The 12938-nt window shown below is 59.3% G+C and carries 8 protein-coding genes; 2 read left to right on the top strand and 6 right to left on the bottom strand.

Annotated elements, in window-relative coordinates; all coding sequences use genetic code 11:
* Positions 1-184: 184 nt before the first annotated feature.
* Positions 185-1603: a dicarboxylate/amino acid:cation symporter gene (locus AB8C10_RS05285; protein WP_049341627.1), complete on the bottom strand. Its 1419-nt coding sequence runs from the start codon at positions 1601-1603 to the stop codon at positions 185-187.
* Positions 1604-2040: 437 nt separating this feature from the next.
* Here AB8C10_RS05285 and AB8C10_RS05280 point away from each other — a divergent pair, with 437 nt between their 5' ends.
* Positions 2041-2982 (top strand): hypothetical protein, encoded by a 942-nt coding sequence (locus tag AB8C10_RS05280; RefSeq protein WP_368867078.1) that lies wholly within the window; start codon positions 2041-2043, stop codon positions 2980-2982.
* 100 nt (positions 2983-3082) lie between these two features.
* Complete coding sequence (locus tag AB8C10_RS05275; RefSeq protein ID WP_368867077.1) at positions 3083-4375, top strand: glutathionylspermidine synthase family protein; 1293 nt, start codon at positions 3083-3085, stop codon at positions 4373-4375.
* Between the two features lie 122 nt (positions 4376-4497).
* On the opposite strand, the gene AB8C10_RS05270 is transcribed toward AB8C10_RS05275, so the two are convergent.
* From AB8C10_RS05270 to AB8C10_RS05250, 5 genes are all read right to left on the bottom strand, one after another.
* Positions 4498-6255 (bottom strand): DUF885 domain-containing protein, encoded by a 1758-nt coding sequence (locus tag AB8C10_RS05270; protein WP_368867076.1) that lies wholly within the window; start codon positions 6253-6255, stop codon positions 4498-4500.
* Positions 6256-6487: 232 nt separating this feature from the next.
* Entirely contained in the window at positions 6488-8881 is a 2394-nt protein-coding gene (locus AB8C10_RS05265; RefSeq protein ID WP_368867075.1) for a restriction endonuclease, read from the bottom strand.
* A 487-nt stretch (positions 8882-9368) separates the two neighbouring features.
* Positions 9369-10457 carry a restriction endonuclease gene (locus AB8C10_RS05260; RefSeq protein ID WP_368867074.1) on the bottom strand — a complete coding sequence of 363 codons (1089 nt, stop codon included), beginning with the start codon at positions 10455-10457 and terminating at the stop codon, positions 9369-9371.
* A gap of 298 nt (positions 10458-10755) precedes the next feature.
* A complete protein-coding gene (locus AB8C10_RS05255) occupies positions 10756-11169 on the bottom strand; it encodes an acyl-CoA carboxylase subunit epsilon (RefSeq protein WP_368867073.1) in 414 nt (137 codons plus the stop codon).
* 66 nt (positions 11170-11235) lie between these two features.
* On the bottom strand, positions 11236-12837 hold the full coding sequence (locus tag AB8C10_RS05250) for an acyl-CoA carboxylase subunit beta (RefSeq protein ID WP_070667165.1): 1602 nt from the start codon (positions 12835-12837) through the stop codon (positions 11236-11238).
* Positions 12838-12938 lie beyond the last annotated feature (101 nt).

Raw genomic sequence — 12938 nt, 5'->3', positions numbered from 1 at the left:
GAGATGGAACACGCCGTTCAAAATCATAACTCTTCTCAAACGTTAAAGAAAAGAAGAATCAATAGTGACACTTTTATGACGCTTGCCAAATATATTTCGCCCATGATAAGGGGAGCATGTGGCGGAGAAGCTACACGGCGCTAAGCAGTACGCCTAGCGCCGTGTAGCTTCAAGAGTCGCCAGGTTAGCGGCGTGCCGCGACGGTGTTGTCCTCCACCTCGTGAAGTCGCTGCGCCTCACCGGCGATGCGCTCATCGTAGAATTCCTGAGCCACGAAGCCGCCCTCCGAACGGGGAGCGTTGTAGAGCTCCTCATCCAGGATGCCCTCGCGGCGAGCCACAATCGCGGGAACCAGAGCCTGACCGGCAACGTTCAGGGCGGTACGACCCATGTCAACGATCGGGTCAATCGCCAGGAGCAGACCCACACCGTCCAGCGGCAGACCCAGAGTGGAAAGGGTCAGGGTCAGCATCACGATTGCGCCGGTCGTGCCGGCGGTTGCGGCCGAGCCGAGCACGGACACCATCACAATCAGCAGGTACTGGGTGAAGTCCAGCTGAATACCGTAGAACTGCGCCACGAAGATTGCGGCAAGAGCCGGGTAGACCGAGGCGCAGCCGTCCATCTTAGTGGTCGCACCCAGCGGAACCGCGAAGGAGGCGTAGGCGCGGGGAACGCCCAGGTTACGTTCGGCAACGGTCTGGGTCATCGGCATCGAACCCATCGAAGAGCGGGACACGAAGCCCAGCTGGAGCGCCGGCCACACGCCCGAGAAGTACTGGCGGACCGACAGGCCGTTCGCACGCACAATAATCGGGTAGACCACCAGGAAGACCAGCAGCAGACCAATGTAGAGGGCGATAACGAACGCAACCAGCGAACCCATCGACGCCCAACCGTAGGCGAACACTGCCTTAGCGATCAGACCCACGGTGCCCAGCGGTGCCAGGCGGATAATCCACCACAGAATCTTCTGAATAATCGCCAGAGCGCTCTTGACCACGTCGATGAAGGGCTTAGCAGCCTCGCCGACCTTCAGTGCGGCAATGCCGACCGCGCCCGAAATGACCAAGATCTGCAGCACGTTGAAGGATGCCGAGGCGGTGATGCCGGAATCACCGGACTTAGCGCTGACGCCCAGACCCAGGAAATTCACCGGAATCAGACCGGTCAGGAACGCGGTCCACGAACCGGTCGATCCGGTGTACGCCTTGCCCTGCACCTGCGCGCCCACGCCCGGCTGAACGATCAGGCCCATTGCAATACCGATGAGCACAGCGAAGAATGCGGTAATCGCGAACCAGATGAGCGTGTTAACCGCCAGGCGTGCCGCGTTCGTCACCTGCGAAAGGTTCGAGATGGAAGCGACCACGGCGGTGAAAATCAGCGGAACAACAGCCGCCTTCAGCAGGGTGACGTAGGAGGAACCGATAGTATCCAGGGTCACCATGAGCCAGTTGGGGTTGCTCTTCGCGTCCCCGCCCAGTGCGAGGGCGAGCGCGCCGAGAACAATACCCAGGATGAGGGAGGCAATGATTTGGTTGCCGAAAGACGTAGCCCACTTGGGTAAACGTGAACGAGATGATGCATGCGGTGTAGACATGTGGCATACTCTAAAACTTTTGTGCACTCGCGCGCGAGTTTGTGTGAAGAAGTGTTTCAATCCGGTGCAGTGTAGGGGATGTGTGAAGAACCGTGACCACCCGGTAGCACCTTTTGGCTGTACATCCCGCAGTCCAACCCCGCAGTCCAACCCCGCAGCCCAACCAGCAACGCCGCCAGTTGCCCCCCCACATAGGCGGTTAAATTGGCTGATAGTTAATTAGGAATCGCCGCAAAAGCAAACAGAAAGGAAACAACTGCGCAACATGCGGGGAAGCTTGCTGAGATTTTGCCGTCAGCTAATAATCCGAAAGCTAGGGCTTGATATGCTGGAACCACACCGATAGTCCGGCGAAAGTCGCCGGATGATGCTGTACCCACTCAGCTTCATGTACGCGTTGAGCGTTACGCCACGCACCACCTTTCAAGGAGAGATGCATGAGTTCTGCTCCCCAATACCCCGGCGGAACCACCACCCCTAACGGCCCGAAGAAGCCCCGCAATCGCATGGAAGCGGTTGCAGATTTTGCCACTCGCGCCGCACAGACCTCAGCCCAGCAGACCCTGAACCTGGGCGCGACCCGCCCCGGCATCGCCAAGATGATTGCCGTAGCGGGTGCCGGCGTGCTGCTGGTTGGCGGTGGCATCTTCGCCTACAACTCCATGCACCAGGAAGAGAACGCGTTCCTGTCGCAGGGCGAAGAGTACGCCCGCGTCTGCCAGGACGCGAAGACCGGCCTGCGTGTGGAAGATAGCGAATGTGAGAAGGTAGGCGTTCAGGAGCCGACCGACTCATCCAGTAGCGATTCCTCGGGCTCGTCGAGCTCGTCGGGTTCCTCCAGCTCCTCGGGCTCTTCTGGGTCTTCGGGCACTTCTGGTTCGACCACCACCCACAATAATTCGAATGCGTTCCTCTGGTACTACCTGGGCCGCCAAAGTGCCGCGAACTCTACCGGCACCCCCACGGTTCCCGGTGTGGGCACCAAGCTCTCCGGAGGCAGCACCACCCGCCCCAGCAACGGCACTGTCTACAGTGGCGTGTCCTCCAAGGGCGGTAGCTTCGAAGACTCCTACCGCACCGCGAAGAAGTCCTCCACCGTCTCCTCCGGCAAGGTGACCAGCACCAATAACTCCGGTAAGACCTCCTCGGTGCGTAATAAGACCACTGGCTCGGTCTCCAGCGGTAAGCAGGGCACCAGCAATAGCGGTAGCACCGGCTCCTACAGCAAGTCGAACACCTCCAAATCGGGTTCGTCCTCCAAGTCGGGTTCGTCCTCGAAGTCCGGTTCTTCGTCCAAGTCTGGCTCTTCCTCGAAGTCCGGCAGCAAGGGCGGTTTCGGTGGCGGCTCGAAGTCCGGTGGCGGTACCTCCGGCGGCTAAGCCATAAGCCATCACACTGAATGCGGGCAGGGACTGAACGGTCCCGCCCGCATTTTCCTCACTATTTTCCATTCACTACTTCGAAGGAGCCTAGCCCCTCATGCGCCGTGAAGAATTTCCCGTCGGCCGACCCGACTGGGAGAACGTCATCATTGAGGAAGGCCTCACCTACAGCGTGGACGGCCCCCACGACACCGACCACTACTGGAACGAATACGCCGCCTACATTTTTAGCCCGCAAGAAATGGACTCTGTGCGAGCCCAGGCGGAAGAAATGCACCGCATGTGCCTGGAAACCGTCGAGTACATCGCCTCCGGCGCGTTCGGTACCCTCGGCCTGCCCCAGGCGGCATTCAACCTCGCCGTAGAATCCTGGAACCGCCGCGACGCCGACTTCTACGGACGCTTCGACTTCACCTACTCGGGCGTGCCCGGCGACCCGATGAAGCTGCTCGAATACAACGCCGACACCCCCACCGGCATTGTGGAGGCGGCAGTCAGCCAGAAAACCTGGGCGAAAGACCAGCGCCTCGACACCCGCGGCTACGCCCACTGGGGTGAAATCGGTGAAGCCTTCGCCAACCGTTGGCGCCACATCTTCGCCCCCGAAATCACCGCGGGCGTGCAGCCTGTACTGCACCTGGCGCACGTGCCCCCCGAGATTGACGAGACCAACGAGGACTACAACAACCTCTGGCTCATCGCCTACTCGGCTCAGCAGGCGGGCATCAAAACCCACATGATTCCCATCGACGAAGTCATCTTCAACGATGACACCAAGAGCTGGGAAGACATCCAGGGACGGCCCATCACCAACCTCTTCAAGCTCTACCCCTGGGAAGATCTGGTGACCGACAGCGAAGCAGGCTACGACAAGCTCCTATTCGCCTACCACGGCGCCATGAACCGTTGGATCGAGCCGGCATGGAAGATGTTCCTCTCCAATAAGCTGCTGCTCGCCGCGCTCTGGGACAAGTACCCCGGCCACCCGAACCTCGTACCCACCTACGCGGGCCACCGCGGCGGCATGCGCAACTGGGTTCGTAAGCCCATCTTCGGGCGCGAAGGCGACGGCGTAGAAATCTACGCCCCCGATTACGACGTCTTCATCAAGCCCGAAGAGGACGACTTCTTCGCCAACGCCCCCGAAAGCGAATTCATCTACCAGGAATACATTCCGGCACCGCGCTACGAAGGCATTATCAACCCGGTTAGCCACCCCATCCTCGGCGTGTGGGTGGTTGACGGACGCACCGTAGGCGTGGGCATCCGCGAATCGAACGGCGCGCTCACCGACTACTGGTGCCGCTTCGCCCCGCACCTAGTGGACCTGAACGACTCCACCGGCATGGGATTCGGTACCACGGACCCCGGCACCGCAAACTTCGGATAGCCCCGGGAGCTAACCTAGACAACGAAGCCCCCGCCTCAGCCACAAAGCTGAAGCGGGGGCTTCGTCTATAGAGCCTCTCCCGGAGATACTCCAGAAGCGGCGAGGTGCGAGCAGACTAGAGGCTACTCGTCGTCCTCATCGTCGTCATCCTCAGTGTCCAGAGGGAGCATCATCTCATCGGTCAGGGCACGGCGCAGAGTGTCCAGACCCACCGAACCGAGCAGAAGCGCACGCGTGTGGAAAGCACGCATGTCATCGCCGCGGCGCACAGCCTGATCGCGCAGCTCCAGCCAGAGGCGCTCGCCAATCTTGTAGCTCGGCGCCTGACCCGGCCAACCCAGGTAACGCAGGAACTCGAAACGCAGGTGGCCCTCGGACTCATCCAGGTTCAGCTTCAAGAACTCGTAACCCAGCTCAGAGGTCCAGATGGTGCCCGGCTCAACGCCCAGCTGCTCAGCCCACTCATCGGGAATCGGCATCTCGCAGTGAACACCAATATCGAAGACCACGCGGGCGGCACGCATACGCTGAGCATTCAGCATGCCCATGCGGTCACCCGGATCCTTCAGGTAGCCCAGCTCCTCCATGAGGCGCTCGGCATACAGCGCCCAGCCCTCACCGTGACCGGAAACCCACAGCATGTTCGTACGCCAAGAGTTCATGGTGCCCTGCAACGCCGTAGCAATCGCAATCTGCAGGTGGTGGCCCGGAACGCCCTCGTGGTACACGGTGGAGGTTTCACGCCAGGTAGTGAACGTGTCCTCACCCTCGGGAACCGACCACCACATGCGGCCCGGACGCGAGAAATCGGGGGAGGGGCCGGTGTAGTAAATACCGCCCTCGTTCGTGGGGGCAATGCAGCACTCAATACGGCGCATGGGGCCGCCGATCTCGAAGTGGCTACCCGCCAGGTTCTCCACCGCGGCGTCGGCGAGCTTCTGCATCCACGCCTTCAGCTCATCGGTGCCGTGCAGCTGACGTGCCGGGTCCTCATCGAGCAGCTGCTTCGCGCGCTCAATGCTTGCGCCCGGCTCAATCTCCTCGGCAACCTCACGCTGACGAGCGATAATGCTCTCCAGCTCCTTCACGCCCCAGGCGTAGGTTTCGTCCAGGTCAATGGTGGTGCCCAGGAACGAACGGGAGTGCAGGCTGTACGCCTTACGGCCCACAGCGTCGCGGGAGGGCGCGACCGGCTGCAACTTCTCCACCAGGTAGCTGTTGAGGCGGCGGTAGCCTTCCTTCGCTGCCTCGGCACCGGCGGCAGCCTCATCCTTCAGCGCGGGGACAGCCTCGGCGACCTCAGCCGCCAGATCGTCAAAGAAACCACCGGGAGCGTAGTACGCGGCAGTCTGCTCAATGACAATATCCACCTGGCGGCGCGGGGCAACCTTGCCCTCTTCACGAGCCGCCTCAAGAGTCTGGATGTAGCCCTCCAGCGCCTCGGTGACGCGGTGCATACGACCGACAATGTGCTCCCAATCCTGCTGGGTGTTGCGCTTCATCAGGTCGAAGACCGAGCGCACCTCCTGCGGGACGGACGCAATATTGTTCAGCTGCCAGCCACCAAAACCAGCCTTGTACTGCTTGCGGTACAGGCTCAGACGCTCCTGCAGAGCATCCAGGGTGACCAGGTCAACATCATCAATAGGCAGGACGTTATCGACCTTTTTCAAAGTCTTCTTTGCAAGGCGCGCAAAAGCCTTCTCGCCGGCGGGCGAGTAATCGGGGTACAGGGTCTCTACGCCCTTACGACCAAGCTCGGTTGCATGGACGGGGTTCAGGTCGAGGACCTTTTCAAAGTATTCGTTAGCAATCTGATCGACGTCGGTCAGCGAGCGCTTCAATCGGTAGATGCTGGGAAGTTCCTGGTAAGTGCTCATGTTCATATCCTAACGCAGGGGTGTGCCTTCAACCACGATTTTCGGTGATTTAGCTCGCTTAAACCGGCAATATTACGGGCTGAGCGGCACCGAATGCGACAAAAGGGCCCACCTGTGGACAACTCCCAGGGGCGGATGCGCGAAAACGCCCCGGCTTTCTCCCTCCTGAACGTGTAGGAAAGAGAAAACCGGGGCGTGCCCAAGATAGGCTAAAAGCTGCTAGCCGGGGAGGCTAGCCGGCGAAGTATTCACCGTTCAGCTCCAGCAGACCGTTTGCGCTCTCGACCACGCCGAGGCGGTGCGCAATGAGGCGGTCCTGCAGCTCATCGCCGGACACCAAGTCCACCAGAATGTTCGGGTACTTGGTCGAGCAGCGGATGAACTCGTCGTACGCCTCATCGCTGAACGCCGCGTTCGTGATGAAGGTGCCGAGCTGACCGCCGCGGGCGTGAATCGCCAGGAAGAACGCGGTAATATCCTGCGGCTGAACGCTCGCGGACAGCACACCGCCAGCTACCGGGCGCAGAGTGCGAACATAGAATGCTCGCTCTTTTTCGCCGGTGGCGGGGGTTGCCACGCCGTCCACGCCCTGCGCCTGAAGAGCCTCCACGGTGTAGCCACGCATCAGGAACAGATCGAAACCAATGCTGCGGAAACGCTCCTCAGACACCTGAGCCAGTGCCGGTGCCAGCGCCTCACGGCGGAAGACCTGACGGTAACGCTTCAGAGCCTCACGCACCTGAGCGGCAGCAACCTGCAGCGCGGTCGAGGGCTCAGCAGCAGAAACAGCGGGCGCAGCCGGCTCAACAACCGGAGCCGCGGAAACAACCGGCGCAGCCGCCGGAACCTCAGCGGGAGCCTGCGTAGCAGCCGCCACCGGCGAACCAGCCGGACGCGCCAACAGCGCCGGAGAAGCACCCGGTACCGGAGCCAACGGCTCACGACCCTCACGGGCCGCCAGACGAGCCTGACGCTCCGCGGCACGCGCCTCCTTGGCAGCCTGAAGAGCCTCCTCACGAGCCTGCAGTTCAGCGGCAATATCCAGAGGCAGCTTATGCTTGAGCGACTGCGGCGGCAACGGCGCCATGCGGGCGGTCACCGCCTCCGGAGCACCCTCCGGGAAACGCTTGAGTAGCTCCTTACCCGCCTCGCTCAGCTCGTAACGCTCCGGGTTCTTGCGGGAAGTACGACCGGTACCCTCACGCAGAGCGTTCAGGTAGCGCTCGCCCTTCAGCACGTGCATCGCCACCGAGTAGCGGTTACGCAGACGCGGAGTGAGCTTGTAGCGGTGCGGAGCGACCTCACCCTGCAGGTACGGGATGTCCAGGGCGATCTTCAGCTCATCGTAAATATCGTAGTAGGAGATGCGCGGGTTCTCCTCCACAATCTTCAGAATCGGGTACAGCAGCTGATGCGGGTACGGCAGAGCATCCACAGCGGCAGGATCGAGCAGAGCCGAAGCCACCAGCTTCTGAACGCTCGGCTCAGCCATCTGCGCCAGGGCGGGCGCAAACGCGGAACCCAGCGAGTAGACGGTCTCACGCTCGGATAGGTAGTGGTGCGCGGTCAGCACATCGTAGATGTAATCCTGCGCTTCAATCTGCACAAAGTAGGGGTTCGAAGACGCCTGCTGAATACGCTCGTCTCGGTCAAAGACCTGCTCCAGGCTCGGAAGGCTCAGCTCCACGTCGGCGCCGTGGTCGTTGAGAGTATCGAGCAGAAGAACGCCCATGTGGGTTAGCAGAGCGTCGGTTGCGGCAATATCCTCAGCGGTAATCGAGGTGCCCTCATCCTTCACCAGCGCCAGTACGGAGCTCAGCTCGCTCGCCGGCACGCCGGTCTCCTCGTGGCGTGCCACCAGCTCCTTCGCCGAAGGCGACAGCGAGTACAGAGTCAGCGGAGAATCCGTGTGCTCGTGGATCGTCTTGGTGCGCAGGTAGCCCTCACGGGTCAGCAGGCTCAGCGCCTGAGCAATCACCGGCTCAACAATGCGCTGCTCCAGGTACGACAGGCCGTACCAGCCCTGCACAAAACCGCACTCACGCAGCACCAGCTCACGAATCTTCACGGGCGCCGCCGCAGGGTAGGACGGGGTAACGCTCAGGACAATGGGCAGAAGCTCACGCACCGTAATGTGCGAGAGCAGAACCGGGTAGAACTGCTTCAGATAGTGCAGGTACACGCCGCTCTGCAGAGGCAGAACCGGCAGAAGAGCCTGCGCCTGCTGTTCCTTCGGGGTACCCAAAAGCTCACGGCCAGCCTCGCTGAGGGTGTAGTGCAGGTTGCCCGGATGCAACTGGCTGAGGGACACCTCAAGATAATCAGCATTGACCAGCGCCGCAATCAGCTTATTGAGTGCCTCACGGAAGAGGACATTGTCACCGACCGCAATGAAACGCTGAGTCATGTTGAAACCCAGGTCCACGCCAACCGGGGTGTACATATCGGGGAAGAAAACCTTCTCGCCACGATCCTGCGCGCGCTCAAAATGGCGGAGCAGAGAGAAAGCCGCCGCAATGCTGAGAGTGCGTGCTTCCTCGGGTAGAGCCTCCCACGAGGTTTCCTGCTGCAAAGAGTGCAATTCGGAATGATCGATATGGAGCATTGTTTTATTCACAAAAGCCACGCCGGGCTCCTTATCTAGTGTTATTTATCGTGCAGGCGTTCTTCATAAAGTGCAGTCATTCGAGCGGGAAAATATTCACACAATACTGGGCGACACCATCTTTATTTTTGGGTCGACACTTTGGTAACCCACTTTGGTAACCCCTTGTGAAGAGAAGTACGTGAAGAGAAGTAGGAACGGTAGATTTCTCAGCACGTTCCGCTCACGTACCGTCTTCTATGACGAACACTTCAGAAAGAACGCTATAAATTATGGTGAAGTGCTGATACCGTCACGGGTATATACACTTCGTGAAATAATGCGAGTATATATAACGCATTACCCTCCCATTGTATCGGCTGGTTCAGGAAATAACCTAGTTTTCTAAAACCAACCGATATATGAAAAATATCCTCAAGGAAAAGTGAAAATACATTAAGTGAAATGACGTAGGAAATGCGCGAAGACCAGAGACATTCAGAGGAAAATACTTACCCCAAGCCCCCGGTTACTCCAATCCGCGAGCAAAATACTCCTCATCAATGCGATAACCGCACTCGCCCTCACCATCAAGCACACCCACACGATGGCGAATCATCAGCTCCACCAGCTGATGCTGATCAACCAGAGCAATATTGCGTGCCCCCGGCAAACCCTGCAAATACTCGGGCACCGGATGTGCAAAAGCACCGCAGGTCACCAAAACACCCTGCAAACCGCCGTGTAAAAGTACCGCACCGGCAAGCTTCTGAATCTCATTGGGGGTGACCTTCATGGTTCCGCAATAGTGCTTCACCTGAATATAGATCGGCGCGAAATCCAGGCCATCAGAATAGCGGGCAATAACGTCAACACCCTTATCGTCGGCACCGCCGGTTACCTCGGTATTAAAACCGAGAGCCGTAAAAATATCGGCAACAATCTGCTCAAAATATTCTGGCGTCACCGCGTGAATGTGCTGAATCAAATCCTGTGTAAAATGCTCCGCAAACTCGGCCTGAGCGTGAATCACCGGCGAATCGCTGGCACGCAAAATAATATCCAGCGGAGACTGACCGGCAGGCCAGGAATTCGCAGGCCCAGCGGAATTCAGGGCGGGTATAGGGCAGTCAGCATCGGTTGCATCATAAGCAGCGGGGTTCAACTGAGCATGATCAGCGCCTGAGAAAGGCGGCAGAGCGTTAAGGGCACCAGTGTCAGGAGCACCAAAAATGAGGCGATGCTCCGCCTCCGCAGTCGCCAGGAGTGCGTTCGCCTGCTTCTTGAGCTTCTTCGTCGTCCTTGCCGTCAAACTCTGCGCACACAGCGCCTGCACCTGCTTCACCACACGCGGCGGTACCGAACCGTGCAGATGCGGGGTGCAGGTCAGCTCGGCACCCAGAGGAGTGAGCAGGTACTTCCTCTTCTCCCACGGGGTTATACGAGGCATCAGCTGGGCATAACGAAGTGCCACCAAGATTTTCAAGGTGGTGCGCACAGCCACCGCAAAATCGGTGGATTCAAGAGCCGGTAGGTTCTTCTTTGACCCCAACGCCTTAGTCTGCTGCCGCAACTGCTCACTAACATAGGCGGCGGTGCGAGGCACAGTCTTCGACAAGCGCCGTAGCGTCGGCAACAGAAGCGCGATATAGACATCCGGTGGGGGCCTATGGTTTTTATTCAGCATCTTTGCCATGGTCCCTGCCAATTTATTAACACTAATGTGATGGTATATACATCGTAGCATCAGTACGTATCATCATGACTTTATCGTTTCTAATATGACAAAACCACGGGAATCAGCGCATTAGATGTTGAATAACGCAATATAAATCTTGAATTTGAAGCAAAACAATATATTCCCGCCACACCAACCGGCGTGACGGGAATATAAGAAGCAGAGTTATCAGCTCGCGTTACCTGGGGCGAGCGCGCCTCCACGAACCGGGGCCCGGACGCAACGAAACACCCAGGCGCTGACCGCGGTTCAAGATACGCGAAGCAGCACCCACCAGCGAGTTCTGCTCCTGCTGCGCGGCATTCGCCTGCATCATCGCCACCACAGCGGTTAGGGCGGCAATCTCCTCCTCAGTGGGGGAGCCCTTAACCACCTTCAGTAGAGGCTCCTGCTCAGCGTCAGTATCTACCGAAGACTGAACGGAATCCTTCGCGGTGCTGGGAACGGTATCCGCGCGCGCAGAAGAACTGGCGGAAGAGGTAGCACGGGAAGACCCGCGCTCAAGCTGCTCGGCGCTCTCAGTAGCCTCCGAACTATCCTTCTTCTTGCCGAACGAGAAATAACTCAGCGGATTGTAGCCTGCCAAAGGCACGCCTCCTTAGAAAACCTAAAATCGTGCGAAGGCCCGCGCCATACACGGCGCGGGCACAGCGGAAGCCTACAGCGGGATGTTACCGTGCTTCTTTGCCGGGGTAGCCGCGCGCTTATCGTGCAGGGCACGCAGCGAAGAAATGATGCGCACGCGAGTCTCGCTCGGGGCAATCACCTCGTCAATGTAACCCAACTCGGCAGCCTGGTACGGGTTCAGCAGCTCTTCCTCATACTTGGCAATCAGCTCAGCGCGGCGAGCCTCAACATCGCCACCCTCAGCCGCCAGAGCCGCCAGCTCACGACGGTACAGAATATTCACCGCACCCTGAGCACCCATCACACCAATCTGAGCGGTGGGCCACGCCAGGTTAATATCGGCACCCAGCTTCTTCGAACCCATCACAATGTACGCACCGCCGTACGCCTTACGGGTAATGACGGTAACCAGCGGAACGGTAGCCTCCGCGTAAGCGTAGAGCAGCTTAGCGCCGCGGCGAATAATGCCGTTGAACTCCTGATCGGTGCCGGGCAGGAAGCCGGGAACATCCACAAAAGTCAGAATCGGAATGTTGAACGCATCGCAATGACGCACGAAGCGGGCGGCCTTCTCGGAAGCCGAAATGTCCAGGCAGCCGGCGAACTGCATCGGCTGGTTCGCCACAATACCGACCGTGCGGCCCTCAACGCGGGCGTAACCAATCATCACGTTCGGGGCGTACAGCGCCTGCATCTCCAGGAAGTGGCCGTCATCGACCACGGACTCAATGACCGCGCGCATGTCATAAGGCTGGTTTGCCGAATCCGGGATCAGGGTGTCCAGGTCCAGATCGTCTACCGTCACCACGGGCTCCTGGTCGTGCTCCAGGGGCAGGGACTCTGCAAGGTTATTCGAGGGCAGGAACTCGAGGAGCTCACGCACAAAATCGAACGCGTCTTCTTCATCCTCAGCCAGGTAGGTGCTGGTACCGGTCACGGAGTTGTGCTGACGCGCACCGCCGAGGGTCTCCATGTCCACATCCTCGCCGGTCACGGTCTTAATGACGTCCGGGCCGGTAATGAACATGTGCGAAGTCTTATCCACCATGATGATGTAGTCAGTCAGCGCTGGGGAGTACGCGGCACCGCCAGCGCAGGGGCCCATAATGACAGAAATCTGCGGAACCACGCCGGACGCACGCACGTTCATACGGAAAATGTCGGCAAACATCGCCAGGGAAGCCACGCCCTCCTGAATGCGGGCGCCACCACCATCGTTAATGCCGATGACCGGGCAACCGTTCTTCAGAGCGAACTTCTGCACCTTCACAATCTTCTCGCCGTTCACCTGCGAGAGAGAACCACCGTAGACGGTGAAATCCTGCGAATACACGGCAACCAGGCGACCATCCACGGTGCCGTAACCGGAGACCAGGCCGTCACCCAGAGGCTTCTTCGCCTCCATGCCGAATGCGGTGGTGCGGTGGCGGGCGAGGGCATCAAACTCTACGAAAGAACCCTCGTCCAGAAGCATATCGATGCGCTCGCGGGCGGTGTGCTTGCCGCGTGCGTGCTGCTTCTCGATAGCTGCCTCACCGCTGGGCGCGAAGCTGCGCTCTCGACGTGCATAAAAATCAGCGAGCTTACCGGCGGTGGTGCTCAAATCAAATTCCTGCTGGAGGTTCTCGGACATTATTCCTCGTTCCTGCTCCACCCGATCGTCGGGAGCCAGTGGTTGCGGTGATAAGGTGCTCAGGTGCCCCGAAGAGCACTCTTGAACAATGTGCATATCTT

The organism is Rothia mucilaginosa (assembly GCF_964210535.1).
In the GTDB taxonomy this organism is placed as follows: Bacteria; Actinomycetota; Actinomycetes; order Actinomycetales; family Micrococcaceae; genus Rothia; species Rothia mucilaginosa_F.
This window is presented reverse-complemented; position numbering and strand designations above follow the sequence as displayed.

Coding starts and splice junctions, on each gene's coding strand:
- AB8C10_RS05285 (WP_049341627.1), bottom strand. CDS start 1,603: ATGTCTACACCGCATGCATCATCTCGTTCACGTTTACCCAAGTGGGCT.
- AB8C10_RS05280 (WP_368867078.1), top strand. CDS start 2,041: ATGAGTTCTGCTCCCCAATACCCCGGCGGAACCACCACCCCTAACGGC.
- AB8C10_RS05275 (WP_368867077.1), top strand. CDS start 3,083: ATGCGCCGTGAAGAATTTCCCGTCGGCCGACCCGACTGGGAGAACGTC.
- AB8C10_RS05270 (WP_368867076.1), bottom strand. CDS start 6,255: ATGAGCACTTACCAGGAACTTCCCAGCATCTACCGATTGAAGCGCTCG.
- AB8C10_RS05250 (WP_070667165.1), bottom strand. CDS start 12,837: ATGTCCGAGAACCTCCAGCAGGAATTTGATTTGAGCACCACCGCCGGT.